Raw genomic sequence first — 25,513 nt, forward strand, 5'->3', positions numbered from 1 at the left:
GGCCAGGAGCAGCTGTTCTCTACAGGTATGTAGGGTTCGTCCACCGCAAGTTGCGGTGGACGAGGCAGTGGTGAGCGAGCGGCCGACGGGCCGGGCGCGGAGGGACAGCGTGAGCAAGGAACGCAGGAAGCCGCGCGGCAGGGCGGGGCGCAGGGCCGACGAGAATCCACGGGGGCGGCTCACCAGGCGGGGCAGGATCGTCGTCCGAGGCGGCGCCGCCCTGGCGGTGCTGCTCCTGGCCGCCGGTGGCGCCGGCGCCTGGATCTATCAGAACCTCAACGGGAACATCCATTCCGCCGACATCGACGACAAGCTCGGCGCCGACCGGCCGGCCAACATGAGTCCCGGATCCAAGAACATCCTGGTGGTGGGCTCCGACTCCCGTGCAGGCGACAACGGGAAATACGGCAAGGGCCTGACCACCATGCAGTCGGACACCCTGATGGTCATGCATGTGGCGGCCAACCGGGAATGGGCCACCGTCGTCTCCCTCCCACGGGATTCATGGGTCGGCATACCGGCATGCGACCGGGGCAACGGCACCCGTTCCACACCGCACCACTTCAAGATCAATGAGGCCTTCGCCGTCGGCGGAACCAGCGGCGACGTCGCCGGGGCGGCCGCCTGCACCATCAAAACCGTCGAACAGAACACCGGCCTGCGTATCGATCACTTCATGTCGATCGACTTCCAGGGCTTCAAAGGCATGGTGAACGCCCTGGACGGCATAGAGGTCTGTCCCGAGACGGCGATCCACGACAAGAAGGCGCACCTCGATCTGGAAGCGGGATGCCAGACGGTCAGGGACGAGAAGGCCCTCGGTTATGTCAGGACCCGCTACAGCGTGGGGGACGGCTCCGACCTCGGCAGAATAGGCCGGCAGCAGGAATTCATGGAGGCGCTGGTGGCCAAGGCGCAGAAGAAGCTGACCAGCCCGACCGCTCTGTACGGCTTCCTCAACTCGGCGACCAAGTCACTGACCACGGACAAGGAACTTGCGGGGGTCACGCCGATCGCCGCGCTCGCCTCCGAGCTCAAGGGCATCCCCGGCGACCGGCTGACCTTCCTGACCGTGCCGAACTACGGCCGCGAGGCGGATGTGCCCACCGACAAGGCCAATGTCGTCTGGCAGTACCCCCAGGCAGCGGATCTCTTCGCTTCGTTGGCCAGGGACAAGGAAGTCGACAAGAAGGCGCTGGAGGCCGCAGGCAAGAATCCCGTGTACGCCGCCACGATCCAGGTACGCGTACTCAACGGGACAGGAAAGCCGGGGCAGGCCGCCACGGTCGCGGAAGCCCTGCGTACGGCGGGATACACGGTCATCGGCACGGGCAACGCCCCTCAGGACACGCCCAGGACGGCGGTGACGTTCCCGCAGGGACTCGACCGGCAGGCGAAGGCGTTGGCCTCCCGGCTGCCGGGAACGCGCGCGACCCAGGACGCCGCTGCCGCCCCGGGCGCGGTGACCCTGACGGTCGGCAAGGACTTCGACGGCCTTCGCTGAACCCTCGGCCGGCAGTCGCCACGCCGGTGGTCGGCCTCCATTGAACCGGCGGACGGCTCTCGTTGCGTCGACGCATGGCCTGCGTCGAACCGACGGTCGGCTCACCGCCGCGGCGACGGGCGGTTTCCGCCGAACCTGCGGACGGTGGACGGCGGGCGCACCGGCACGGCGACGCCTTCGGGCCACGCGCAGTCCGGTGACGGGCATCGGTCCCCTCCGGGCCGGCAGCAGAAACCGCCGGCCCCGGAGGAGGGCCGCCCCCGGGAGGGCGAACTCATGTGGCGTCGGAGATCAGTTGCGTGTGCAGGGCTTCCCGGGGCCAGGCCTGCCCCCGGCCGATGAACGGTGGGCTCACCCTTCGTCGTCGCTCTCGCTCTCCTCGTCCTCGAAGGCGTCACCGATTTCGTCGACGACTTCGGCGGCGACCATGCCGCCGACGACTCCGACCGCGACGCCCGCGGCGACGCCCGCGACCACCGCACCGGTGCTGGGGCCGGAGCGCCGGTGCTCATCGCCGTGCTGTGCGCCGTGGTGGAACTCGGAGTGGTGCGCGTCGTGGTGGCCGGTGTGTCCGTACGAGGAGAAGTACGGGTCGCCGGGAGAGCCGCCGTGCGAGCCATGACCGGCCACGATCTGCTTGATCCACGAGTCGACCTCGGCGATCCAGTCCGTGTGGCCCACGGCCTGGTGGGAGACGGCGAAACGGTGGACGGCATCGTGGCCTTCGGAGAACGGGCCGCCGCGCTTGTCGGCCTCGATGACGATCTCGACACCGCCGGCCGACGCGAGGAAGGTCACCTCGATCTCATCGACGGCATGCGCGTGGTGCGCGGGCGGGGAGAGTTCGATCTCCTGGTAGAAGGGCAGCCGCTGGCCGGTCCCGTGGATGTGGCCCAGTTCCAGATCGGCGGACTTGAACCCGAAGCCCAACTGCCCCAACGCTTCGAGGACTGCTTCCTGCACGGGAAGCGGCCCCACGTCGAGAGCGTCGAGGTCGCCCCTGTCCTTGGCTCCGGCCACCTCCACCTCGGTCCGCACTCCGAGGATCACCCCGAGAGGCTGCCCGTGGAGACGGGTGACGGGTGTCTCCCACGGCAGCGTGAGAGAGAACGGGACCGTCTGCTCGGCCCCCTCCGCGAGCCGGAACCCACCGCCGGCCGTGACGCGGTCGAAGACGACTGTGCCGTGTTCCTCCCCGTCATGGCTCTCCGCCTCCACGTGGGCGACCAGGTCGAGGGTGATCATCTCGATGGTCACGTCAGCCTGGCCGCCGCGCAGATGAACGCGTCCGGTCAGCGGGCCGCCGGGCAGGACGGGGCCGGGGTCCAGGACCGTGTCGACCGATGGACCACCGACTCCGATGGCTCCCAGCAGCTTCTTGAACACCATGGTGGCGTCCGCTCCTTCATGTGGGTCTGTACTCAGGTGTGCCGATACGCCGGGCCGCCTCATTCCTGGCCGGCGGGCCCGGCGACGGTGGGGCGGAGCGTTACTCGGCGGCAGCGTCGAGTGCGGCGAGGGTCTGGGCCCAGCGGGCGTACTTCAGGTTGGCCAGATCTGCCACCGTCTTGATCCCGAATGCCTCATGAAGGAGCTCTCCCTGGCGGTCCGACACGCCCTTCAGGGCGGAGACCGGGGCCGAGAGAATCGTGGACAGGTCCTTGTCCGCGTATGCCTTGTCGAGCACCTTGTCCAGGTCGATCGGGACCACTGCTGCCTCCTGTGAGCGCACTGCCCCGCCTGTTCGGCGGAGTGCCGCGGGCGCGGCTGTCAGCAGAACTACCCCGGAAGGTAAAGCAGTTCCCAAGAAGATCGACGAGAGGTGCATTTTCGGCCATGGTGTCATGTCGTGCTGACGGGGAAAACGCAAGGTCAGCCCGATGGGTCGCCCAGGGGTGGTCGGGGGCAGCGCTGCTTTGCCTCCGCTTTACGCGCTCGGTCGAGCCGGCTTCCCGGCGCAGCGGTGAGAGGGGCGCGCTGCCATGTCCGGGAGGGATGTGCTGCCGCGTTCGGGAGGGCCGCTTCCGGTCGTGCGTCGTGCGCGCCCTTCCCGGCCTGCGGGGGTGCGTCGGCCGGGGTAACAGGTGAGCAGCCCGCGGCGGTCGGGGTGGCAGGCTTGCCGTTCGGGACTCTCCTCCCGGGTGCCTGTGGCATCGTCATCGAGCGGCATATCACAAGGCCGCAGGTCCGGTTCGTCATGAACTGGGCCGGTACAGGCGGATTTCCTGCTGGGAGAAGATCGGCCGAAGCGCCGCCGACACGTCAAGAACCCCGAATTCCTTGGGCAGGCTTCAGGGACGACGCGGAGGATGGATCGACCGGCGGTGTGAGGGAGAACATGATCGAGAAGATTCTGCCGTCCCAGGTGACCGTGGCCGAGGCGCTCTCCGATCCGCCCGACGCCTCGCTCTTCCCCGGTGAGGAAGAGCTGATCCGTAATGCAGTGGAGTCCCGGCGCAAGGAGTTCATCACCGCACGGTGGTGCGCCCGGCGCGCGCTCGGTGAGCTCGGGCTCGCACCCGTCCCCATCCTGAAGGGCGAACGCGGGGCGCCGATATGGCCGCGAGGCGTGGTCGGAAGCATGACGCACTGCGCCGGCTACCGGGCCGCCGTGGTCGCCCGCCGGGCGGACGTTCTCACCGTCGGTATAGACGCCGAACCGCATGGCCCCTTGCCTGACGGGGTGCTTGAGACCATCGCCCTCGCGACGGAGCGGCAGCGGGAAAGCGAACTGCGCGAGACCTCCCCCGAGATCCGCTGGGACCGGCTGTTGTTCAGCGCGAAGGAGAGCGTCTACAAGGCGTGGTTCCCACTCACCCACCGCTGGCTCGGCTTCGAGCAGGCCGAGATAGTGCTCCGCAGGGACGGCACCTTCACCGCCGAACTGCTGATCTCCGCCCCGGCGCCGGACCGGGCCGGCGGGTCAACTGCTGCCCCCACGGCCTTCCGTGGCCGCTGGCTGGTCGCGGACGGTCTCGTGGCGACCACGATCGCCGTGGCGAACGAGGCGGGCGCACCCACCGGGTAGCCGAGCGGCCGGCGCCCTCACCACCGCGGTACGGGACGCGGCGGGCGCACACCGGGGTCACGCGGGAGGGACACCGCGAGAACGGTTACCGGTCACCCGAGGCGTCGTCCGGTGAGGTCGGCGGAAGGCGCCGGCCGTGCCTCGCCGGACGCATGGGTGTGCCCGTAATCTCTGACCGCATGAGCCACGATCGCATGAGCCAAGACCGCATGAGCCGACAAGGCATGGGCCAAAACCGCAAGCGCGCACGTGAGTTGGGTATCCCGCTGACGGGGGAGCCGGGACCGTGGAACGCGATCACGGACGTGCCCGGTGTCGAGGTCGGGTACGTCACCCTCGCCGAGGGCGATGACGTGCGCACCGGGGTGACGGCGCTCCTGCCGCGCGGTCGCGACGGCGTGGGCACGCCCTGCGCGGCCGGCTGGCATTCCTTCAACGGCAACGGCGAGATGACCGGGACCGCCTGGATCGAGGAGAGCGGCTCGCTCGCCGTTCCTGTGGTCATCACCAACACGTACGCGGTCGGACCGGTGCACCGGGGCGTGGTCGACTGGGTGCGCGCCAACTGCGGTGGCATGGCGCCGGAGTGGCTGCTGCCGGTGGTCACGGAGACCTGGGACGGCCACCTCAACGACATCCACGGCTCGGCCGTGGAGCCCCGCCACGCGGCGGCCGCGATCGAGGCCGCGGCCTCCGGCCCGGTCGAGGAGGGGTGCGTCGGCGGCGGAACGGGCATGCGCTGCTACGGCTTCAAGGGCGGCTCGGGGACCGCTTCGCGGGTGGTGGAGTACGGCGAGGACCGGTACACCGTCGGCGCCTTCGTGCAGGCCAACTTCGGCGCGCGGAGCGAGCTGGTCGTGGCCGGCGTCCCGGTCGGGCGCGCGCTGTCCGATCCGGTCGAGGCACCCGCGGCCGAACCGGCGCCCGGTGGGGAGCGTCCGGTGCCGCCCGGCGCGGGCTCGGTGATCGTGGTGGTGGCGACCGACGCGCCGTTGCTGCCGGGGCAGTGCAAGGCACTGGCCCGTCGGGTGACGCTGGGCCTCGCCCGTACCGGCACCACCGGCAGTCACTTCTCCGGTGACCTCTTCCTGGCCTTCTCCACGGCCAACCCGTCGGCGCTGACGAGTACGTTTCCCGAGAACGACGGCAGCGCGCCGTACGAGTCGATGCGCTTCGTCCCCTGGGGCCGGATGGATCCCTTCTACGGTGCGGTGGTCGAGTCGGTCGAGGAGGCGGTGCTCAACGTGCTCACCGGCGCTCGATCGATGACCGGCCGGGACGGTCATCACGTCCCCGCGCTTCCGCTGGACCAGGTGACGGAGCTTCTGGCCGCGCGGGGACGATGACGTGGTTCCGAAGCCGTGGCCGAAGGCGCGTTCCGAGAGGCGTGCCGAGACACTTCCGGGCGCGTGATCGGGTGAGTTCAAGGGTGCGTGAGGAGGTTCCCGCAGGGGGAGACGGGCGCACGGCGCGGTGGTCACTGGTCTCGTACAGGTTCGTCGGCCATACTGCCCGCCGTGGAGCAGCGCATAGATCCCAACACTCAGCCCGGGTACGCCGCAGGGACAGACCCGGCGTACATCCCTGGTCTCACGGCCCCCGTCACTGCCGGAAAGCCTGGCACGAGCGAACCGGAGACGAGCCAGGAGCACACGGACGAGGAGCAGACAGACCAGGAACGGACAGGGGAGCGGACCTCCGGTGCCGTCGCCCCCGACGACGCCGTCGTCAAGACCGTGTCCGAGGACGCGGCAGCCGACGGGGAGGCCGCGGCCGAAGCGCCGGCCGACGACAAGGAGGCGGAGGAGGGCCCCGCATTCGAGGTGAGCGACCGTCGGGGATCGATCAGCGCGGACCGTGGTGGCGTCACGTTCCGGCTGGACGACCAGGAGGCCGAGTTCGGCTGGGACGAGATCGGTGCGGTCGAGGTGAAGACACCCCGGTTCGGCCGGCGGTTCACCGTCACGGTCCACATGTCGTCCCGTCGATGGTTCAACGCCGAGGTCGAAGCACCCGCCAGGAGCGACCTCAAGCGGTGGGAGGAGGAACTCGACGCGGTCCTGGACGTCTACTTCGAGGGTTCCTGACCGGGTCGGCACCGTTGGTGCGGGGGCAGGGGGCCGGGATGTCCGCCGGCCCCCGCACGTCCGTGTCTCCCGCCTGACGCCCCGTCCGCTGTCCGCCCCGCGGCGGCATGCGCATCAGGCTCGGCGCGGGCGGCCGCCGCGCAGTGCGTCGAGTACGTGGGGCCAGGCTTCCGTCCCGAGCGTCGCGTCCGCCGCGGGTGAACCTCCGTACAGGAACGACGCGGAGACGGGAGCCGGACGCTCGCCCGGAAACCGTGGGCGGTGGCCCGCATCGGGGCTGCTGATCACCCGTACCGGCAGGCCGGCCGTCCGGCGGCGGGCGGCCAGTTCCTCGGCGCAGGGCAGCGAGGGCCACATCGCATCGTCGCCGCCTGCGACAAGGACGAGGTCCGCGGCGGACTTCTCCACCGCGATCGTCGCCGCGTCGACGCGGTCGGCGAACGTCTGCCGGCTGCGTTCGTACCAGCCTCGGACGGCCACCGGAACGCCCCTCGGCCGCGCGGGCGTCGGCGCCCAGGAGTCGTCGAGCGGGACGAACGGCAGCGGCTCGCCGCGCCAGGTCCAGGAAGACCGTTGCGGGCGGGTCCGGCCGTCCCGGCCGGGACCGACGTTCGCCCAGGTCATCGAAGTGGGAGAGAGGGCCACCACGGCGTCGATGCCGGGCAGCAGCACGGACAGGTGCAGGGCGGCTTCGGCTCCCTTGGACACGCCGAGGACACCGATCCGCCGGGCGCCACCCGCGCGGAGCAGCTCGATGGCGGGCGCGAAGGTCTCCAGCGGGACTTCACAGATGCCGGGCGGCTGCCCGAGCCCGCCGAACCAACGGATCGACAGGGCCGCCATGCCCTCCCGGGCCAGGATGCGGCACCGCTCGTCCTCGATGCGCCCGCTGGACCCGGCGAGGACGAGCACCCCGACTCCGCCGTCCCGGACCGGGCCGTGCGCGGGCATGGCGAGAAACCCCTCGCGAACGCCCGGATGAGGGGCTCCGTGAGGGGTTTCGCGGGCACTCTCGCGAGCGCTCCCGCCCGGATCGCTGAACGCCCGCTCGACGATGTCCATCGGTCGGTCAGGCGTCCGCGAGCACCACCGAGCGGGTCAGGTGGCGCGGGTTGTCCGGGTCCAGGCCGCGGGCGGCGGCGCGGGCGATCGCCAGACGCTGGACGCGCACCAGCTCGGCCAGCGGGTCCAGGTCGCTCTCCACCCAGCGCGCACCGGTCGCGAGCACCTGCTCGGCGAGGCCCTCAGGGGCGGGGCCGAACATCCAGGTCGCGGTGTTGGTGGTGGCGATGCTGATGGGGCCGTGGCGGTACTCCATCGCGGGGTACGCCTCCGTCCAGGACAGCGACGCCTCCTTCATCTTGAGCGCGGCCTCGTTGGCGAGCCCCGCCGTCCAGCCACGACCGAGGAAGGTGAACTGGGTGCAGTCCAGCAGGCCTTCGGGCAGCGGCTCGGCCAGCGCGGTCTCCGCGTCGCGGACCACGGCGTCGGTGTGCAGACCGAGGTGGGCGCGGAGCAGGGTGAGCAGGGTGGTGGCGAACCGGGTCTGCACGACGGACTGCTCGTCGGCGAAATCGAGCACGACGACATCGTCGGCGGACGTCATGACCGGAGTGTTCGGATCGGCGGTGATGGCAACGGTGCGGGTCTCACCACGGAGCCGGTCGAGCAGTTCCAGCACCTCGGTCGTGGTGCCCGAGCGGGTGAGGGCGACGACGCGGTCGTAGCCGCGTCCGAAGGGGAACTCCGAGGCGGCGAAGGCATCGGACTCACCCTGACCGGACGCCTCGCGGAGCGCGGCGTAGGCCTGGGCCATGTAGAACGAGGTGCCGCAGCCGACGACCGCGATGCGCTCACCGGTGGCGGGCAGCGCGGCCGCCTGGGTCAGGGCCAGCTCGGCGGCGCGGCGCCAGCACTCCGGCTGACTGGCCGTCTCGATCTCGACAAATGACACTTTTGCACTCCGTATCCATAGTGGGATGCTCGTTTACGCACGGTATACGGGACGTACGAGCATTATCAAGCATTTTCCTTGCAGGCGGCTTGACTGGGCGGAGCCTTGTGCGACGCTTGCGCGTGTCCGGTGACCGTACCCAAGGGGATGGGTGCCTGAAGCCCGGGTTCGTAAGGAGAGTTCTCTTGTCCAGGGATGCCCGGTGGAACGCGCTGCTGGAACTTGTCGGTAAGAACGGCCGGGTCGAGGTCGAGGACGCCGCCGTCACGCTGGATGTCTCGGCCGCGACCATCCGACGCGACCTGGACCAGCTCGCCGAGCAGCAGCTGCTCACGCGTACCCGCGGCGGCGCGGTCGCGCACGGTGTCAGTTACGAACTGGCCCTGCGCTACAAGACCGGCCGCCACGCCCCGGAGAAGCAGGCCATCGGCCGCGCCGTGTCCGAGCTGGTGGCGGTGGGCGAGGTGGTGGGGCTGACCGGGGGTACGACACTGACCGAGGTGGCCCGCTCGCTGGCGGTGCGCTCCGACGTCGTCGGCGACAGCGCGGCGGGGATGGGCGGTCAGCCGACCCTGACCGTTGTCACCAATGCCCTCAACATCGCCAACGAGCTGGTGATCCGGCCGCAGATCAAGATCGTGGTGACCGGCGGAGTGGCCAGGCCGCAGTCGTACGAGCTGACGGGTCCGCTGGCCAGTGGGGTGCTGGGCGAGATCACGCTGGACGTCGCCGTGCTGGGCGTCAACGCGATCGACACCGAGCGCGGCGCCTACGTCCACCACGAGGGTGAGGCCAGCATCAACCGGCTGCTCGCCGAGCAGGCGCAACGAGTGGTCGTGGCGGCCGACTCCTCGAAGATCGGCAAGCGGGCCTTCGCCAGGGTCTGCGATCTCGGGCAGGTCGACTTCCTGGTCACCGACAAGGGGATCACGCCCGAGGCGACCGCCCGCTTCACGGAGGCCGGCGTCACCGTCATCGCCGTCTGAAGCGCTCGTCCGAACGGCGGGCCGTCACTGATGAGGTGGCGGCCCGCCGTTTTCGTGTGTGTGGCCGAAGTCGGGCGGAGGCGGCGGGAGGAGCATGCCTGCGCCGACCGCGTCTGCTTGAGAATGTCGGCAGGAGTGATCTTCGGTGCATGATCGAGCACTCAGAATCACCGTCTGACGGGAACCGGCCGTGCGGCCCAGGGCTCCTGATGGGCCGTTCGCTGCCACTTCTGTGCTGCTTCTGTGCCCTATATCGGGTCTTGTGCGGCCGCTCGGCGCGCGTCCCAGGCTCGCTGGGAAACTTTTTCTATGCCAATAGATGTTCGTTACCTCTGTGAAATGAACAAGTCTTGCCATTCAGGTGCAGCGTCGTGAACTATGTGCCTGTTGCCGCGAAGGAGCGCAGGCCACACCCACGACGGTGCGGGCCGCCTCCGTGGATGCGCGGGACGCTCCCTTGCTCCATCAGCCCTGGAGGTGCCTGTGACGATGGCAGATACGCCGGTCTCGGCCGTGCGGTCGCCTGTGCCGCAGCCCCATGACCGCGACGATGCGGATCGACCCGCCGGGAAGAAGCGCAAAGACATACGCATACGGCAGCCGCTCCGGCACCGTCTCAAGCGGGACAGAGCGCTGCTGCTCTTCTGCCTGCCGGGGGTGCTGTATTTCGCGCTCTTCTTCTACCTGCCGCTCGCGGGCAACGTCATCGCCTTCCAGGACTACCAGCCGTTCCTGGGCTTCAAACAGAGCCCGTTCGTCGGGCTCGCGAACTTCACCGCGCTGCTCGCCGAACCGGACTTCTGGAGCGCGGTCTCCAACACCCTGCAGATCACCGCGATCCAGCTGCTGCTCTACTTCCCCGCGCCGATCGCGCTGGCACTGCTGCTCAACTCGCTCATCAGCGAGAAGATCAAGCGGTTCATCCAGACCGTCGTGTACCTCCCGCACTTCCTGTCCTGGGTCGTCGTGGTCGCGATGTTCAAGCAGGTGCTCGGCGGCGCGGGTTCGGTCACCACGCTCCTGATGGAGCACGGGGTCACCATCGGCAACGTGATGACGGACCCGGGCACCTTCAAGCTGCTGATCACCGCCCAGGCCATCTGGAAGGACTGCGGCTGGGGGACGATCATCTTCCTGGCGTCCATCGCCTCGATCGACATGGGGCAGTACGAGTCCGCCGCCATGGACGGGGCCGGCTGGCTGCGCAGGATCTGGCACATCACCCTGCCGGGCATCCGGCCGGTGATCCTCATGCTGCTGATCCTCCGCCTCGGCGACATCCTCTCGGTCGGCTTCGAGCAGATCATCCTGCAGCGCGACGCCGTCGGTCCGGACGCCTCCGAAGTCATGGACACCTACGTCTACTTCCACGGCGTCATCGACGGCGACTGGGGGATGAGTACGGCCGCGGGTCTCATGAAGGGCGTCATCGGATTCGCCCTCATCCTCGCCGCCAACAAGCTGGCCCACCGCTTCGGTGAGCAGGGAGTGTACCGATGAGTCAGCAGACCCTTGCGTCACGGCTGCGAACCGCCCGCTTCGGCCCCCGTGGCGGCGAGCGCCGCCGAGCCTCCTCCGGCCGCCCGCCGTGGATGGAGCGGCCCCACTGGTACGGGCAGGGCGCCAAGGCGGCCGCACTGGTCGTCCTGACCGTGATCGTGCTCTATCCGTTCGTCCTCGCCATCGGCACCAGCCTCGCGGGACGCGAGGAGCTCAATGCCAACGGCGGCTACGTCCTGCTGCCCGAGCACCCGACGCTGGAGGCCTACCGGGTCATCCTCTCCGGCGGAGTGGTCACCCAGGCCGCCCTGGTCTCCATCTGCATCACGCTGATCGGCACCGCGCTGAGCCTGGCATGCACGGTGATGATCGCGTACGGAACCTCACGACCCGGCACCGTCCTCGGCAAGCCGATCCTGCTGCTGGTGCTGGGCACGTTCCTCTTCGCGCCGGGCATCATTCCCACGTACCTGGCCGTCCAGCAGTTCAAGATGCTCGACACCTACGCGGCGCTGATCCTTCCCGTACTGCTCAACGCGTTCAACATCGTGGTCGTGCGCTCGTTCTTCCAGAGCATCCCCGAGGAGCTGTACGACGCCGCGCGGATCGACGGCGCGGGTGAGGTGACCGTGCTCCTGCGGATCGTCCTTCCGCTCTCCAAGGCGGTCCTCGCCGTGGTCGGCCTCTTCTATGCCGTCGGCTACTGGAACAGCTTCTTCAACGCGGTCCTCTACCTCAACGACTCCAGCAAGTTCCCCATCCAGGTGATCCTGCGCAGTTACGTCCTCAACGGCCAGAGCATCAACGCACAGGCCATGGGCGTCCACGCGGTGCCGCCCGCGACCTCCTTGCAGATGGCCGTACTGATCATCGCCATCGTGCCCATCTTCTGCGTGTACCCCTTCCTGCAGAAGTTCTTCGTCAAGGGCGTCCTCACCGGGGCGATCAAGGGCTGATCCGCCCACCCGGACATCGCCCCACGCACTTCACACACTTCAAGGAGCACCCGCATGTCCACCAACTTGTCCAGGCGCGGTTTCATGGGCGCGGCGGGGATCGCCGGCCTGACCGTGGCCGGTCTGACGTCCCTGACCGCGTGCGGCAGCGGCGCCACCGTCAGCAAGGGCGGAGCCAAGGCGTCCGCCAAGCTGAAGCTCCCGACGTACGTCGCCGCGCAGACCGCTCCGGCCGACCTCGCGGGCAACGCGGCCGGGCTGGACGCCACGTATCTGCGCTACCCGAAGAAGCTCACCAGGTCCGTGGCCAAGGCGCCCGGCGACGGCAGCCGCATCACGGCCCTCACCGAGACGTTCACCACGCCCGCGCCGCCGCAGGCCAAGAACGCCTACTGGCAGGAGCTGAACAAGCGTCTCGGGTCGCGGTTCGACATGACGATCGTCGTCGACCAGGGCGTCGACGCCTACCTCACCAAGTTCAACGCCATGATGGCCAGCGGCGACATCCCCGACCTGGTCTGGTTCCCCCCGAACCAGGGCATCCAGCGGGTGCCCGAACTGCTCGACGCCAAGTTCCACGACCTCACGCCGTATCTGTCCGGCGACGCGGTCAAGGCCTACCCCAACCTGGCGAACCTGCCGACCACCGCCTGGAAGACCGCCGTGATCAACGGCAAGATCCGCGGCGTCACCGTCGCCTACGGCTCCATGGGCCAGGTCTACGTCGTCAACGAGGACTTCTGGAAGCCGGTCGGCGGAGCCGAGTTCACCAGCGCCGAGGACTTTCTGGCCAAGGGCAAGGAGCTTCTCGACGCGAAGCGCAACAAGTACGTCCTGGAGCCGGCGTACGTGAACCATGTCGGCATGTTCGGCCAGTGGTTCGGCGCCCCCGCGAGCTGGCGGCTGGAGGGCGGCAAGCTCACCCACATGTACGAGACCGAGGAGTACCAGGAGGCCCTGGCGTTCGGCGTCAAGGTGGCCAAGGCCGGTCTCTTCTGGCCCGATCCCAATCTCTCCACCACCATGGAGAAGATGGCGCAGGGCTCGCTGGGCGCCTACGTGCAGTCCTTCCCCAGCTTCCTCGTGGACGTCAAGACGTACGATTTCCCGTTCGGTGTCATCGTGCCCTTCGCCGCCAAGCCCGGTGCGAACCCGCGGTACAGCATGGGATACGGCTCCGTCGGCTACACCGCCATCAGCAAGAAGGCCGACGACAAGCGGGTCAAGATGCTGCTGGGCGTGCTCGACTACCTGGCCGCGCCCTTCGGCACCGAGGAGCGGCTCTTCCTCGACAACGGCATCGAGGGCAAGCACTTCACCCGTACGTCCGCCGGTGACGTCGAGCTCACCGACAAGGGCAACGCCGAGGCGGTCACCACCGCCATGCCGCTCGCCTTCCTGGCCGCCGGCCCCGAGTACATCTACCTGCCCGGCAAGGCGGAGCTGGCCGGCCGGATCCACGGCTGGCAGCAGGAGCTCCTCAAGATCAACCAGTCCAGCCCGGTCAGCGGCCACTTCTCCGACACGTACACCAGCAAGGGCGCCTCGCTCACCACGGCGATGAGCGACGTCCAGAAGGACATCATCGCGGGCCGCAAGCCGATCTCCGCCTACAAGGAGGAGCTGCGCAAGTGGCGCTCCGGTGGCGGTGACAAGATGCGCGCCGAGTACGAGGCCTCGCTCGCCGGCAAGTAGTCGCGGTCGCATCACCGCGGACGGGGCCGCACCCACCTGTGCGGACCCGTCCGCTCCATCACCGCGCACACGCCCGTACCACCAGCACAGACAGAAGGGACCACCGTGTCAGACCTGCGACTCGGCGTCATCGGGCTCGGCCTGCGCCGTTCCATCGCGATGTCCGCCCACCACCCCTCGGAGGGATCGGCGATCACCGCCGTCTGCGACCTCGACCCCGAGGTGCGCCGACGTGAGGCCGAGCGCTTCGGCACCGATGTCGCGGTCGAGGACTACAAGGAGCTCCTCGACCGGGACGACCTCGACGCGGTCATCGTCGCCACCCCGGACGACACCCACGAGACCATCGCCATCGACGCGCTCCGGGCCGGCAAGGCGGTCTTCGTCGAGAAGCCGCTCGGTATCACCGTCGAGAGCTGCGACAACGTCCTGCGCGCCGCGTACGAGACCGGAACCCGGTTGTACGTCGGGCACAACATGCGCCACATGGGCGTCGTGCGGCTGATGCGCGACATCATCGCCCGCGGCGACATCGGTGAGCCCAAGGCCGTGTGGGTGCGGCACTTCGTCGGCTACGGCGGTGACTACTACTTCAAGGACTGGCACGCCGACCGGACCCGCACCACCGGCCTGCTGCTCCAGAAGGCCGCCCACGACATCGACGTCCTGCACTGGCTGGCCGGCGGCTACACCCGCCGCGTCAACGCGCTCGGCGACCTCCTGGTGTACGGCGACCTGCCGCGCCGCGAGCCCGACACCCCGCGCCCGGCGAACTGGTTGCGCGAGTTCGACTGGCCGCCGACGGCCCGTAAGGATCTGCACCACATCGTGGACGTCGAGGACGTCTCGGTGATGAACATGCAGCTCGACAACGGCGTCGTGGCCGCCTACCAGCAGTGCCACTTCACCCCGGACTACTGGCGGAACTACACCGTCATCGGCACCGAGGGCCGACTGGAGAACTTCGGTGACGGCCCCGGTGACGAGGTCAAGGTCTGGAACACCGGGCCCAGCGGATACCGCGGCGACGCCGACATCACCTACCGGGTGCCGGACGCCGGCGGTTCGCACGGCGGCGGGGACACCCGGATCATGGAGGAGTTCTGCCGGTTCGTGCGTGAGGGGGGCGTCACCGACACCTCGCCGGTCGCCGCCCGGATGAGCGTCGCCGCCGGTGTGCTCGCGACGCGTTCCCTGCGTGAGGGCGGTGCGCCGTACGACGTGCCGGCCCTCGACCCGGAGCTGATCGCCTACTTCGAACGCGGCCAGGTCCGCTGACAGGAGCGGCTGGAGACGTTTCGGGACCTCCGGTGACAGCGCTGTCGGGCGCCACCGCCGGAGGTCCTGGTGCGATTGTTTTCGGCCATGCTCGGTGGGTAATCGGCGTATTCTCGTTTGGCGGGGCCCCGGAAGGAGACCAGGGCGGTGCGTGGTGGCCCTGGGTGAATTGGGGGCGTTCGTCCGGAAGGCGCCCTGCGCGGGTGCGGGGTGCTGGTCTCACAGGGTCACCGAGCCGTCGGTGCCGAGTGGCGCGAGCAGCGATTTCACGCCAATGGGACCTTATGGTGGCCGAGTTCGAACGCATGGCCGGATCGTGGTCGGCATAATCGCGTCCATGTCGATCACCGGTGGAGACGTCGTTGACCTGGGGCGGGGCCTGTACGCATGGCTCCCGCCGAAACGGGGCTGGGGGCTGGCGAACTGCGGTCTGCTCGTCTCGCCCCGTGGCGCCCTCTGGGTCGACACCCCTTACGACACCATGCTGGCCGCCCAGTTCCTGGCCGAATCCGTGAAGCGGCTGCCCGACGGTGTCTCCATCGACCGGGTGATCGTCACGCACGCCAACGGTGACCACTTCTGGGGGGCGGGCGTGCTCCCCGACGCGGAGATCATCGCGACCCGCGAGGCCCGGGAACACATCCACTACGAGCCCACCCCGCAGCAGCAGCACGCACTCGTCGCCGACGGGGACCGGGCCACCGCGCTCGGGGCCTACCTCGGACGTCACTTCGGCCCCTTCGACTGGTCGCGGACCGAGCCGGTGCAGCCGACCACCTACTTCACCGGGGAGCTCGAACTGACCCTGGGGGAGTTCCCGGTCCAGCTCTCCGCCCTGCCGTCCGCGCACACCACCGGCGATTTGATGGTCCATCTGCCCGCGCAGCGCGCCGTGTTCAGCGGGGACATCATCTTCTCCTCCACACCGGACCGGCCCGGCGACCACCCCGTGCACTGGGCGGGACCGCTGAGCAATGTCATCGCGGCCTGCGAGCGGATCCTGGCCACCGGCGCCGAGATCATCGTGCCGGGACACGGACCCGTCCTCGACCCGGCCGGGGTGCGCGATCACATCGTGTACCTGGAGTACGTGCGCGAGCGCGCCCACGCCTTCCACGCGGCCGGGGTCCCCGCGCTCGAGGCGGCCCGCCGGGTCATCGGGGAGGGACGCCACCCGGAGCTCGGGCTCCCCGAACGGCTGGTGGTGACCATCGGCAGCGAGTACCGGCAGCTCGACGACACCGAACTGCCCGGAGTGCTCCAGGTGATGACCGATGTCGCCGTGCTCGCCCAGGAAATGGAACAGTCCCGTGAGCCGGCCGGTCCGGCGCAGCAGTAGGCGGAGCTTCCGCCGCCGCTTGGGCTGGAAGACCGACCCGACGACAGAAACGCGGTGACGGCATGGGATGGATCGTGGCGGTGATCGCCGTCGCTGCGGCCGTGGCGGCAGCGGTCCGCGCGCAGAACGCGGTGCGCTCGGAGCACTTGGCCGTGGCCCGCGCCGAGCTGGCCGAACGGCAGTCGAAGTCCGCCGAGGCACGTACTGCTGCCCTCATCGAGGAGATCCGGCAGCTGGCCCACAAGCGAATACCGGCCGCCGCGCTCGCCCTCTCCCACCCCTCCGCCCCGGTCCCGGGACTGCGGGAGGCGGCCGGGGTCGACGGCGATTCCGCCCGGCTGCTCACCGAGGCCGTTCAGGCGGCCCGCGCGGCGGTCGTCGAGGAGCGCGGCCGCGTCGACGCGGCCGCCCGCGCCGCGATGCGCGGCACCTCCGCCAAGATCCAGTCCCTGCTCAACCAGTCCCAGCAACTGCTGCACGAGCTCCAGCACGAATACGACGACCCGCGGATCCTGCGGCTGGACTTCCGTAACGAACTGGCGCTGCGGCGCACCCAGTCCACCGCCGTGCTCTGCGACGCCTGGCCGGGCCTCGCCCGCCAGAACTCGCCGCTGGTGGAGGTCGTGCTCGGCGCCCAGTCCCGGGTCGCGGGCTACGAGCGGATCAAGGTCGCCAATCACCTGCGCGACGAACGGCTCGCGCTCGTCGCCCGCGCCGCGGAGCCCCTCGCGATCGCGCTCGCCGAACTGCTGGCCAACGCCACCGCGTACTCGCACCCCGACACCGATGTTCAGGTGACCGTCCAGCAGAGCGGCGGCCGTGGCGCGTTCCTGGTCGTCGACGACGCGGGCATCGGCATGGACGACGACGCGCTCGACCGGGCCCGCGCCCTGCTGGCCGGTCCGTCCGAAGTGCTCCTGACCGAGCTCGGCGACCCACCGCAGACCGGTTTCGCCGTCGTCGGCCGACTCGTCGTGCAGTACGGCTTCCACTGCCACATCGAGGCGTCACCGTTCGGCGGGATGCGTACGATCCTGCGCGTCCCCGCCCATCTGCTGACCGTGCTGGAGGACGACCACGGCCTCTCCGCCCTCGCCCCGAAGCCGGTGCAGACCCAGGCCTCCCGGCCCGCCCCGGCCCCCGCCGCGCCGGACCCCGACCCATCACCGCACCCCGTCGAACTGCCCAGCCGACGCCGACGGTCACCCCGGCCGACCCCGGCCGGGTCCGCGCCCGCCGCCGACACCGGGGGCCGGGAAAAGGTGTCCCGTACACCCGAACAGGCCGAGGCTTCCTGGGCGGCACTCCAACAGGGCACCCTCAACGGCAGGAGCGTCGCCGGCCGGCCAACCGCACCGGCAACGGACGACCACCATCCGGACGACCACGACGACCAAGGAGACGACGAGACGTGAGCGCCCCCACCCCCACCACCGGTGACCTTGCCTGGGTGCTGACCCCCCTGCTGGAGCTGCCCGGGGTCCAGCACGCGGTGGTCGCCACCGGCGACGGCCTCGTCGAGGGCGCGTCGCCCGGCCTGGACCGGGCGTCCGGCGAACGGGTCGCCGCCATGACCGCCACGCTGCACGCCGCGGCCCGCGCGTTCACCACGGCCTTCACGGGCGTCGAGGCGCCGCGCCCGGCCCAGACGGTCGTCGAGTCCGACCAGGGCTTCGCCATCGTCGTACCGGCCGGGAACAACACCACCCTCGCCCTGTTCGCGGAACCCGGAGCGAAGCTCGGCGACATCGCCTACCAGATGCAGGTGCAGGTCACCGCCCTGACCCGGGCCATGAACGCACCCGCCCGCCAACCGGACACCACCGCCCGGCCATGACCCCCGGCCCCGGACGCCGTCTGATCCCCGCCTATCTCGTCACCGGCGGCCGGACCCGGCCCGCCGGTCCCGCCCTCGACCGGCTCGCCGTACTCGTGCGCACCGGCACGAACCTGCCCCCGGACACCGGCTCGGAGCAGCGCGGGCTGTGCGAGCTGCTCGAACCGGGCGCGCTCACCGTCGTCGAATGCGCGGCCCACCTGGACCTGCCGGTCAGCGCCACCGTCTTCCTGGCCACGGACCTCGCGGCCGCCGGACATCTGCACATCCGACCGCCCATCCCCAGCGCCGGGGAGATCGACCGGTCGCTCGTCGAGAGGCTGCTCGTTGGACTCCGCTCCCTCCACTGACCGCACCGGCATCGGCTATCTGCCACCTGCCGCCCGGACCCTGATGAAGCTCGTCGTCACGGGTCCCTTCGGCGTGGGCAAGACCACCCTGATCCGCACCTTGTCGGAGATCGCCACGCTCCACACCGAAGAGGCGATGACCCAGTCCAGCACCCGGTTCGACGACACCGCGGGGCTGCCGGACAAGACCACGACCACCGTCGCCATCGACTTCGGCCGGCTCACCGTCCTGGACGACCTGGTGCTCTACATGTTCGGCACCCCGGGCCAGCAGCGGTTCCTCCCGCTCTGGGAGGACATCGCGCGCGGCGCGCTCGGCGCCCTCGTCCTGGTCGACACCCGCAGGCTCGCCGACTCCTTCGCGGTCATGGACATGGTCGAGGAGCAAGGACTGCCGTACGCCGTCGCCGTCAACCGCTTCCCCGACGCCCCCGCCCACACCGACGAGGTCCTGCGCAAACATCTCGACCTCGCCCCCGAGACCCCGCTCGTGCAGTGCGACGCCCGCGAACGCAGCGGCAGCATCGACGCGTTGATCGCGCTGGCCGAGCACGTGCTGACCCGATTGCCCCGGCCAGAGGACGCGTCATGAGATCGCCCGTACAGCCGCCGCAGCCCCTCGCGCTGTACGGCCCGGACTTCGCCGCCGACCCGCAGAGCCACTACCGGCGCCTGCGCGCGCACGGCCCTCTCGCCCCCGTCCGGCTCGCCCCCGGCATCGACGCCCTGCTGGTCACCGACTACCAGGCGGCCGTCGACCTGCTGCGCGACACCCACACCTTCACCAAGGACCCGCGCGCCTGGCAGGCCACCGTCCCCGAGGACTCGCCGGTCCTGCCCATGCTCGGCTACCGTCCCACCGCGCTCTTCAGCGACGGCGACGTGCACGCCCGCTACCGCGACGCCATCAACGACAGCCTCGCCCTGATCGAGCCGCACATCCTGCGGGCAGAGGTCGCCCGGGTCGCCCGGCGACTCATCCGCGCATTCGCCGCCACCGGAAGCGGCGACCTGATCGCCCAGTACGCCCGGCGGCTTCCGTTGCACGTCTTCGTCACCTGGTTCGGCGTACCGCCCGGCGACGGCGAACGGATCGTCAACGGCATCGGCGGCATGTTCAACTCCGCCGAGGACGCCGCCACGGCGTACGCCGATCTCGTCGAGGTCGTCACCGACCTCGTCGCCGACCGGCGCGCCCGTCCGCGCCGCGATCTCACCTCGTACCTCCTCGCGCACCCGGCCGATCTGGACAATGACGAGACTGTGCGTCAGATCACTCTGATCATGAGCGCGGGCCACGACCCGACGACCAATCTGATCGGCAACGCGCTGCTGCACATGCTCACCGACACGCGTGACACCGGCTCGCTGCACGGCGGCGCGATGACGGCGTACGAGGCGATCGACGAGGTCCTCTGGCAGGACCCGCCGCTGGCCAATCTGGCGGCCCACTACCCTCGCCGCGACACGGAGTTCCACGGCGTCCGTCTGCGTGCCGGCCAGTTGCTCCTGGTCTCCTACGCCGCCGCCAACAGCCAGTCCCCGCCCGGTCTTTCGGACCCCGGGGTCGGCTCCGGTACCAGCGCTCATCTGGCCTGGTCGGCCGGGCCGCACCGGTGCCCCGCCAAGCAGCCGGCACTGCTCATCGCCATGACCGCGATCGAACAGCTCACCAGTCAGCTGTGCGACGTGGAACTGGATGTTCCGGTCAGTGGACTGACGTGGCGGCCGGGACCGTTCCACCGTGCACTGGTGCGGCTTCCGGTACGTTTCACCCCCGTCGACATGACGGCGGAAACGGACCGGCGCGAAGCCTCGGACGGCGCGTCGGACGGGTCTTCGGCGGTGTCGATCAGCCCATGAACCGTGTCGGTGGTACGCCGAACGGGTGAGGGACGAGAGAATTGCCCGATGAACAGCGAGCGCAGCCGGCGCAACGCCGACCGAAGCACAGACGGGGTGGTCCGGTGAGCAGGTACGACAGGTACGACGTCACGGACGAGCAGTGGGAGGGGCTTGCCCAGGTCGTACCTCTGCGCAGCCGCAACGAGTGGCCGTCCAGGGTCGATCACCGTACGGTCCCCGATGAAGGAGCGGAAGCCGAACAGCGGCGCCTCGTCGTGCTGCGGGTCCAGGTCTTCGCGGACGCACGGGAGGTGGCGGAGTATCTGGTCGCACAGGTCCCGGTGCTGCTCGATCTGACGGGCGCGGAGACGGATGTGGCCAAGCGCATCCTGGACTTCACCAGCGGGGTCGTCTTCGGACTCGGCAGCGGGATGCACCGGGTCGACCGGAACGTCTTCCTGCTGTCACCGGTCGGCATGGAGGTCGAGGGGGTCACGGCGGCGGGCGTACCCGGCCCGTAGGCGGGTCCTCGGGCCGGTGGCGACCGTCGGGTCGGGACGGACGAGGGCCGGGAGGGGCATGACGACCCTGGACGCCCCCGACCGTGGGGATGCGGTTCGCGCGGGCTTGCCGCATGGGCTTAGCCCGATCGTAGGAAGGTCGTCAAGGCGGAACGGTTCTCCGGTCCACGGCCTGCTTACGGTCCGCCCATGAGTGCACTCCGCCCGGGGACCACCCCGTCGCCCCCCACCGGCACGACCGGTCCTGGTCCCGCTCCCGCGATGGTGGGCAGCACCCTCACGCCCGGCGCCGCCTCACCGATTTCCGGTACGCAGGTCGGCCCGCGGGCCGCTTCGCGTTCCGGCGGACCTGTCCGTTCCGCCGGGCCCGTCGTCACGGAACTGCGATTGTCCGCCTACGCCTCGCACCGGGGTGCCGCCTTCCCCATCGGCCCGGTCACACTCTTCGCCGGGCCCGGCGGCAGCGGCAAGTCGAATGTGTTGCGGGCGTACGAGGCTCTGGCCCGGCTGGGCGCCGGGGACGCGCTCGACGAGGTGTTCCCCGACCCTGCGGGGTGTGTGCCGGAAGGCGCCACGGCCGATGCGCAGGGCCGTCGCGGATTCCGGATCGGCTGCACGGCGGACGGTCCGGCGGGCCCGGTGCGGCTCGATGTCGCCGTCCAGGCGGAGCCCACGCTCCGAATCGTCGGAGAACGTCTCACCGGCGGCGGCGAGACCCTGCTGTCGACCGCCCTGCGCGATCCGGGGCGCTCGATGGTCCAGGCGGCCTGGTACACCGCGGGGGCGGTCCCGGTGACACGCGCCCCGCTGCCGGACGACCGCCTCGGAACGTCCCTGCTCCCGCTGCGGGTGGCGGGCAGGACCGAGGGGCAATTACAGGTCCTGGCCGCCGCTGAACAGATGGTCGTGGCCCTGCGGTCGGTCTTCGCCTGTGAACCGCAGCCGCCGCGGATGCGGGCCCCGGTCCCTGCGGGCGACGGCCGGCTGCGTCGGAGCTGCGACAACCTCGCGGCGGTGCTGGAGCGTACGTACACGCAGTGCGGCCAACGCCATGCCCGGCTGGTCGCGGCCGCTCAGGCCGGATGTGCGCGGCCGGTCACCGCACTGGGCGTCGAGCGGCTCGCCGACGGATTGCTGCGCGCGACGGTGGGGCGCGGCGACGGAGGCGTCACACCGGTCGGCCGGCTCGGCGACAGCGAGTTGAGATATCTCGCACTGGCCCTGGTGCTGCTCAACGGCCCCGAGGTGCTGGCGGTGGATGCGGCGGGCGAGGTGCCGGCGGCCATGCAGACCCTCACCGTGCTGGCCGACGGGCTCGATCGTGACCTGGACGGACGGCAGTTGCGCGAACTGCTGGCTCTGGCGGTACCGGTCGGGGCGGCCGGGCACCTCAGGCTGGTGGGGACGATCACGGAACCGGGTGCGGTACGGGCCCGGGAGACGCCCGGGGTGACGGTGGTAGACCTGGAACCGTGACAGAACTTGATGTACGGGCCCTGCAGCAGCGGCTCGCCGCGTTCGCGGCCGCACGGGACTGGGGGCAGTACCACACCCCGAAGAACCTTGCGGCGGCACTGAGCGTCGAGGCGTCCGAACTGGTCGAAATCTTCCAGTGGTTGACGCCCGAGCAGTCGGCAAGGGTGATGGAGAGGCCCGAGACGGCGCACCGGGTGGCGGACGAGGTCGCGGATGTCCTCGCGTATCTGCTGCAGTTCTGCGAGGTGTTGGGGATCGACGTGCTGGCGGCGCTGTCGGAGAAGATCGACCGGAATGAGGCCAGATTCCCGGTTTCGGAGCGCTCGGAGCCTCGTGAATCCGAGGATCGTCACTCTTCGGAGTGATCAACTTATTCACAGTTGGCTTCGTGTCCACAGATTTCCGAATTCCCCTGGCTTTTCGGTACCGACGCCCTCACTGTGGGTAATGAATGAGTTGAGCGGCTTTTCGTACGGACGGGGGCAACGCATGGAAGCGGAGCGGCTTGTAGGGGTCAGTCGGCGCGCTCTGGCGCAGAGCCGGGGTACGCCGGACATCATCGCGGAGGCATGGCAGGCCCAGGCGCTCGCTCAGGCGATCGGCAGCCGACTGGCGGCCGACGGCCCCAAGGAGTTACGGGGCGAGGCACGGGGACTCAGCGAGATCGGCGGGAGGTGCGGTGGCGCGCTGGACCACCCGGCGGCGCGGGCCGGGGTGGCGCGGGCCGCGCAGCTTTCCGAGCTCGTCGAACCACGGGCGACACTGACGGGGCTGGGCGCCTTGCTCGGGGAGGTGGGGATGGCCCTGGTCGGGGTGGCCTGCGAGACCGACGAGCAGGGGCTCTACTGGCAGTGCATGGAGGCGATCGACGCGGCCGACGAGTCCATGGACCGGGTGCACGGAATGCTCCGTCGTCTCGACGAGCAGGACCGGGAACGGCAGCAGGATCTGGAGCGCGGCCGGGGGCGCGACGGCCCGTACGACACGGTCCGTGGACCGGCGGGCTCGGCGGCGGGCCGGCCGTGACGGCGCGGGACCGCGGAAGCGACGACGGCAGGGGCGGGGGCGAGACGTCTCGGACCGGAGGGGCGTGACCGTGCGGGACTTCCACGGTGGCGGCGGGTGGGAGGGAGGGGCGGAGCGAGCGGCGTTCGGAGGTGCAGGATGGATGCATGGATCTTCGAATCTTCACCGAGCCCCAGCAAGGGGCCGACTACGACACCCTGCTCACCGTCGCCAAGGCGACCGAGGACCTCGGCTTCGACGCCTTCTACCGGTCCGACCACTACCTCCGCATGGGACCCGGGGACGGGCTGCCGGGCCCGACCGACGCATGGATCACTCTGGCCGGGCTGGCGCGCGAGACCAAGCGGATCCGGCTCGGCACGTTGATGACCGCGGGGACCTTCCGGCTCCCCGGCGTGCTCGCCATCCAGGTCGCGCAGGTCGACCGGATGTCCGGCGGACGTGTCGAGCTCGGCCTCGGCGCGGGCTGGTTCGAGGAGGAGCACAAGGCCTACGGCATTCCGTTCCCCAAGGAGAAGTTCGGCAGGCTGGAGGAGCAGCTGGAAATCATCACCGGGCTGTGGGGGACCGGGATCGGCGAGACGTTCAGCTTCGACGGCACGTACTACCAGCTGACCGATTCACCCGCGCTGCCCAAGCCGGCGCAGGCCAGGATGCCGGTCCTGATCGGCGGCCACGGTGCGACGCGTACACCGCGGCTGGCGGCACGGTACGCGGACGAGTTCAACATCCCGTTCGCGTCGCTGAGGGACAGCGAGAAGCAGTTCGGCCGGGTCAGGGAGGCGGCCAAGGCGGCCGGCCGCGGACCGGACGACCTGGTGTACTCCAATGCCCTGGTGGTCTGCGTGGGCAGGAACGACGCCGAGGTGGCGCGCCGGGCCTCCGCCATCGGCCGTGAAGTGGAGGAACTGAAGGCGAACGGCCTCGCGGGCTCGCCGGCCGAGGTGGTCGACAAGATCGGCCGCTACGGCGCGATCGGGTCGTCCCGGATCTACCTCCAGATCCTGGACCTGGACGACCTGGAACACCTGGAGCTGATCTCCTCGCAGGTCCAGTCCCAGCTCACCTGAGCCGGTGGGCCGGGAGACCGGCCACCGCACGCCGCACACGCGAGCCGGTTCAACACCAGGCTCGGGAGGGAGTCGGCCATGGAGCCCGTCTCGCCGACCGATGGCCCGCCTGCCCGTGCGCTCGACCGTGCCCTGTCCGAGGGGGTGGTGCTGCTCGACGGCGGTCTCTCCAACCAGTTGGAGGCGCAGGGCTGCGATCTGTCCGACGCCCTGTGGTCGGCCCGGCTGCTGGCCGACGGACCGGAGCAGATCGAGGCGGCTCACAGGGCCTATGTGCGGGCGGGCGCACAGGTGCTCATCACGGCCAGTTACCAGGCGAGCTTCGAGGGGTTCGAGCGAAGGGGCATCGGGCGTGCCGGGGCCGCTGAACTGTTCGCCCGCAGTGTGCGGCTGGCGCGGCGGGCCGCAGGCGGGGTGGCGCGGGAGGTCTGGGTCGCCGCCTCGGTGGGGCCCTATGGGGCGGTGCTGGCGGACGGCAGCGAATACCGGGGCCGCTACGGGCTCTCCGTCCGGGAGCTGGAGCGGTTCCACCGGCCCCGGGTCGAGGCATTGGCCGCCGCCGGGCCCGATGTGCTGGCGCTGGAGACGGTGCCGGACATCGACGAGGCCGAGGCGTTGCTGCGGGCCGTCGAAGCGTGCGGGCTGCCCGTCTGGCTCTCGTACAGCGTGTCGGGGGACCGGACCAGGGCGGGGCAGCCGCTGGAGACGGCTTTCGCCGTCGCCACGGGACGCGACCGGGTGCTGGCCGTCGGGGTGAACTGCTGTGACCCGGCGGATGCGGACGAGGCGGTGCGGCAGGCGGCGGAGGTGGCCGGCAAACCGGTCGTCGTCTATCCGAACAGCGGTGAACGGTGGGATGCCGGGGGCCGGAGGTGGGTCGGCGACCCCACGTTCGATCCCGGGAGAGTACGGGCCTGGCAGCACGCCGGCGCCCGGCTGGTGGGCGGCTGCTGCCGAGTCGGCCCGGAGACCGTCGCGGAGCTGGCCGGGCTGCTCGGCGGAGCGACGGAGGGCGACGGGAGAGGAGGGACGACCGAGCCGTAGACACGCGAAAATACCTG

The 25,513-nt window shown here is 70.2% G+C and carries 25 protein-coding genes; 21 read left to right on the top strand and 4 right to left on the bottom strand.

The genetic code is table 11. The features are described 5' to 3' along the window. Positions 1 to 220: 220 nt before the first annotated feature. Positions 221 to 1,504, top strand: coding sequence for an LCP family protein (locus tag ACF1B9_RS22720; RefSeq protein WP_391743412.1), 1,284 nt, complete (start codon positions 221 to 223; stop codon positions 1,502 to 1,504). Positions 1,505 to 1,855: 351 nt separating this feature from the next. Here the strand turns inward: ACF1B9_RS22720 and ACF1B9_RS22725 are convergent, their stop codons facing one another. Together ACF1B9_RS22725 and ACF1B9_RS22730 are read right to left on the bottom strand one after the other, a co-directional pair. Next, positions 1,856 to 2,893 (bottom strand): sporulation protein, encoded by a 1,038-nt coding sequence (locus ACF1B9_RS22725; protein ID WP_391743329.1) that lies wholly within the window; start codon positions 2,891 to 2,893, stop codon positions 1,856 to 1,858. A 100-nt stretch (positions 2,894 to 2,993) separates the two neighbouring features. After that, entirely contained in the window at positions 2,994 to 3,215 is a 222-nt protein-coding gene (locus ACF1B9_RS22730; RefSeq protein WP_391743330.1) for a hypothetical protein, read from the bottom strand. A gap of 627 nt (positions 3,216 to 3,842) precedes the next feature. On the opposite strand from ACF1B9_RS22730, the gene ACF1B9_RS22735 reads away from it, so the two are divergent. The 3 genes from ACF1B9_RS22735 to ACF1B9_RS22745 all read left to right on the top strand — a co-directional run bounded on the left by ACF1B9_RS22735 (position 3,843) and on the right by ACF1B9_RS22745 (position 6,619). Next, positions 3,843 to 4,532 (top strand): 4'-phosphopantetheinyl transferase, encoded by a 690-nt coding sequence (locus ACF1B9_RS22735; RefSeq protein ID WP_391743332.1) that lies wholly within the window; start codon positions 3,843 to 3,845, stop codon positions 4,530 to 4,532. Positions 4,533 to 4,756: 224 nt separating this feature from the next. Next, positions 4,757 to 5,878 (top strand): P1 family peptidase, encoded by a 1,122-nt coding sequence (locus ACF1B9_RS22740; RefSeq protein ID WP_391743334.1) that lies wholly within the window; start codon positions 4,757 to 4,759, stop codon positions 5,876 to 5,878. Between the two features lie 171 nt (positions 5,879 to 6,049). Then, on the top strand, positions 6,050 to 6,619 hold the full coding sequence (locus tag ACF1B9_RS22745; protein WP_391743335.1) for a hypothetical protein: 570 nt from the start codon (positions 6,050 to 6,052) through the stop codon (positions 6,617 to 6,619). 114 nt (positions 6,620 to 6,733) lie between these two features. Here ACF1B9_RS22745 and ACF1B9_RS22750 read toward each other — a convergent pair whose 3' ends face one another. Together ACF1B9_RS22750 and ACF1B9_RS22755 are read right to left on the bottom strand one after the other, a co-directional pair. Beyond that, positions 6,734 to 7,570, bottom strand: a complete 837-nt coding sequence (locus ACF1B9_RS22750) for an acyl-CoA thioester hydrolase/BAAT C-terminal domain-containing protein (protein ID WP_391743337.1) — start codon at positions 7,568 to 7,570, stop codon at positions 6,734 to 6,736. A gap of 118 nt (positions 7,571 to 7,688) precedes the next feature. After that, positions 7,689 to 8,573, bottom strand: coding sequence for an SIS domain-containing protein (locus tag ACF1B9_RS22755; RefSeq protein WP_391743338.1), 885 nt, complete (start codon positions 8,571 to 8,573; stop codon positions 7,689 to 7,691). Between the two features lie 185 nt (positions 8,574 to 8,758). Here ACF1B9_RS22755 and ACF1B9_RS22760 point away from each other — a divergent pair, with 185 nt between their 5' ends. From ACF1B9_RS22760 to mmuM, 17 genes are all read left to right on the top strand, one after another. After that, positions 8,759 to 9,559: a DeoR/GlpR family DNA-binding transcription regulator gene (locus ACF1B9_RS22760; protein WP_391743340.1), complete on the top strand. Its 801-nt coding sequence runs from the start codon at positions 8,759 to 8,761 to the stop codon at positions 9,557 to 9,559. A 489-nt stretch (positions 9,560 to 10,048) separates the two neighbouring features. Continuing rightward, complete coding sequence (locus tag ACF1B9_RS22765) at positions 10,049 to 11,059, top strand: ABC transporter permease (protein WP_391743342.1); 1,011 nt, start codon at positions 10,049 to 10,051, stop codon at positions 11,057 to 11,059. Next, a complete protein-coding gene (locus ACF1B9_RS22770) occupies positions 11,056 to 12,015 on the top strand; it encodes a carbohydrate ABC transporter permease (RefSeq protein WP_391743343.1) in 960 nt (319 codons plus the stop codon). The genes ACF1B9_RS22765 and ACF1B9_RS22770 overlap by 4 nt, the downstream gene beginning before the upstream one ends. 54 nt (positions 12,016 to 12,069) lie before the next feature. Continuing rightward, the gene (locus ACF1B9_RS22775; RefSeq protein WP_391743344.1) at positions 12,070 to 13,710 is read left to right on the top strand and encodes a hypothetical protein; all 1,641 of its coding nucleotides are present in this window, start codon (positions 12,070 to 12,072) and stop codon (positions 13,708 to 13,710) included. A 105-nt stretch (positions 13,711 to 13,815) separates the two neighbouring features. Further along, positions 13,816 to 14,988, top strand: coding sequence for a Gfo/Idh/MocA family protein (locus ACF1B9_RS22780; protein ID WP_391743346.1), 1,173 nt, complete (start codon positions 13,816 to 13,818; stop codon positions 14,986 to 14,988). 337 nt (positions 14,989 to 15,325) lie between these two features. Continuing rightward, the gene (locus ACF1B9_RS22785; RefSeq protein ID WP_391743348.1) at positions 15,326 to 16,327 is read left to right on the top strand and encodes an MBL fold metallo-hydrolase; all 1,002 of its coding nucleotides are present in this window, start codon (positions 15,326 to 15,328) and stop codon (positions 16,325 to 16,327) included. 62 nt (positions 16,328 to 16,389) lie between these two features. Further along, the gene (locus ACF1B9_RS22790) at positions 16,390 to 17,742 is read left to right on the top strand and encodes an ATP-binding protein (protein WP_391743349.1); all 1,353 of its coding nucleotides are present in this window, start codon (positions 16,390 to 16,392) and stop codon (positions 17,740 to 17,742) included. Beyond that, a complete protein-coding gene (locus ACF1B9_RS22795; RefSeq protein ID WP_391743351.1) occupies positions 17,739 to 18,164 on the top strand; it encodes a roadblock/LC7 domain-containing protein in 426 nt (141 codons plus the stop codon). Before ACF1B9_RS22790 ends, ACF1B9_RS22795 begins: the two co-directional genes overlap by 4 nt. Continuing rightward, on the top strand, positions 18,161 to 18,514 hold the full coding sequence (locus ACF1B9_RS22800) for a DUF742 domain-containing protein (RefSeq protein WP_391743352.1): 354 nt from the start codon (positions 18,161 to 18,163) through the stop codon (positions 18,512 to 18,514). Before ACF1B9_RS22795 ends, ACF1B9_RS22800 begins: the two co-directional genes overlap by 4 nt. Then, complete coding sequence (locus tag ACF1B9_RS22805) at positions 18,492 to 19,106, top strand: ATP/GTP-binding protein (RefSeq protein WP_391743354.1); 615 nt, start codon at positions 18,492 to 18,494, stop codon at positions 19,104 to 19,106. The genes ACF1B9_RS22800 and ACF1B9_RS22805 overlap by 23 nt, the downstream gene beginning before the upstream one ends. Then, a complete protein-coding gene (locus ACF1B9_RS22810; protein ID WP_391743356.1) occupies positions 19,103 to 20,377 on the top strand; it encodes a cytochrome P450 in 1,275 nt (424 codons plus the stop codon). The genes ACF1B9_RS22805 and ACF1B9_RS22810 overlap by 4 nt, the downstream gene beginning before the upstream one ends. A 104-nt stretch (positions 20,378 to 20,481) precedes the next feature. Further along, a complete protein-coding gene (locus tag ACF1B9_RS22815; protein ID WP_351075050.1) occupies positions 20,482 to 20,880 on the top strand; it encodes a cell division protein SepF in 399 nt (132 codons plus the stop codon). A 189-nt stretch (positions 20,881 to 21,069) separates the two neighbouring features. Next, positions 21,070 to 22,356, top strand: coding sequence for an ATP-binding protein (locus ACF1B9_RS22820; protein ID WP_391743358.1), 1,287 nt, complete (start codon positions 21,070 to 21,072; stop codon positions 22,354 to 22,356). Next, a complete protein-coding gene (locus ACF1B9_RS22825; protein ID WP_391743359.1) occupies positions 22,353 to 22,721 on the top strand; it encodes a nucleotide pyrophosphohydrolase in 369 nt (122 codons plus the stop codon). Before ACF1B9_RS22820 ends, ACF1B9_RS22825 begins: the two co-directional genes overlap by 4 nt. Positions 22,722 to 22,845: 124 nt before the next feature. Then, complete coding sequence (locus ACF1B9_RS22830) at positions 22,846 to 23,382, top strand: DUF6099 family protein (protein WP_351075045.1); 537 nt, start codon at positions 22,846 to 22,848, stop codon at positions 23,380 to 23,382. A 146-nt stretch (positions 23,383 to 23,528) separates the two neighbouring features. Beyond that, positions 23,529 to 24,452, top strand: a complete 924-nt coding sequence (locus tag ACF1B9_RS22835) for an LLM class F420-dependent oxidoreductase (RefSeq protein WP_391743360.1) — start codon at positions 23,529 to 23,531, stop codon at positions 24,450 to 24,452. Between the two features lie 78 nt (positions 24,453 to 24,530). Then, entirely contained in the window at positions 24,531 to 25,496 is a 966-nt protein-coding gene (gene mmuM, locus ACF1B9_RS22840; RefSeq protein ID WP_391743362.1) for a homocysteine S-methyltransferase, read from the top strand. Positions 25,497 to 25,513 lie beyond the last annotated feature (17 nt).

This window comes from Streptomyces sp. NPDC014727 (assembly GCF_043083485.1).
Taxonomy (GTDB): Bacteria; Actinomycetota; Actinomycetes; order Streptomycetales; family Streptomycetaceae; genus Streptomyces.

Bases quoted from the DNA above. Each gene is read 5' to 3' on its own strand.
- ACF1B9_RS22835 (WP_391743360.1), top strand. From the start codon at position 23,529: ATGGATCTTCGAATCTTCACCGAGCCCCAGCAAGGGGCCGACTACGAC.
- ACF1B9_RS22765 (WP_391743342.1), top strand. From the start codon at position 10,049: ATGGCAGATACGCCGGTCTCGGCCGTGCGGTCGCCTGTGCCGCAGCCC.
- mmuM (WP_391743362.1), top strand. From the start codon at position 24,531: ATGGAGCCCGTCTCGCCGACCGATGGCCCGCCTGCCCGTGCGCTCGAC.
- ACF1B9_RS22800 (WP_391743352.1), top strand. From the start codon at position 18,161: ATGACCCCCGGCCCCGGACGCCGTCTGATCCCCGCCTATCTCGTCACC.
- ACF1B9_RS22785 (WP_391743348.1), top strand. From the start codon at position 15,326: ATGTCGATCACCGGTGGAGACGTCGTTGACCTGGGGCGGGGCCTGTAC.
- ACF1B9_RS22770 (WP_391743343.1), top strand. From the start codon at position 11,056: ATGAGTCAGCAGACCCTTGCGTCACGGCTGCGAACCGCCCGCTTCGGC.
- ACF1B9_RS22735 (WP_391743332.1), top strand. From the start codon at position 3,843: ATGATCGAGAAGATTCTGCCGTCCCAGGTGACCGTGGCCGAGGCGCTC.
- ACF1B9_RS22775 (WP_391743344.1), top strand. From the start codon at position 12,070: ATGTCCACCAACTTGTCCAGGCGCGGTTTCATGGGCGCGGCGGGGATC.
- ACF1B9_RS22750 (WP_391743337.1), bottom strand. From the start codon at position 7,570: ATGCCCGCGCACGGCCCGGTCCGGGACGGCGGAGTCGGGGTGCTCGTC.
- ACF1B9_RS22820 (WP_391743358.1), top strand. From the start codon at position 21,070: ATGAGTGCACTCCGCCCGGGGACCACCCCGTCGCCCCCCACCGGCACG.
- ACF1B9_RS22790 (WP_391743349.1), top strand. From the start codon at position 16,390: ATGGGATGGATCGTGGCGGTGATCGCCGTCGCTGCGGCCGTGGCGGCA.
- ACF1B9_RS22725 (WP_391743329.1), bottom strand. From the start codon at position 2,893: ATGGTGTTCAAGAAGCTGCTGGGAGCCATCGGAGTCGGTGGTCCATCG.
- ACF1B9_RS22740 (WP_391743334.1), top strand. From the start codon at position 4,757: ATGGGCCAAAACCGCAAGCGCGCACGTGAGTTGGGTATCCCGCTGACG.
- ACF1B9_RS22830 (WP_351075045.1), top strand. From the start codon at position 22,846: ATGGAAGCGGAGCGGCTTGTAGGGGTCAGTCGGCGCGCTCTGGCGCAG.
- ACF1B9_RS22810 (WP_391743356.1), top strand. From the start codon at position 19,103: ATGAGATCGCCCGTACAGCCGCCGCAGCCCCTCGCGCTGTACGGCCCG.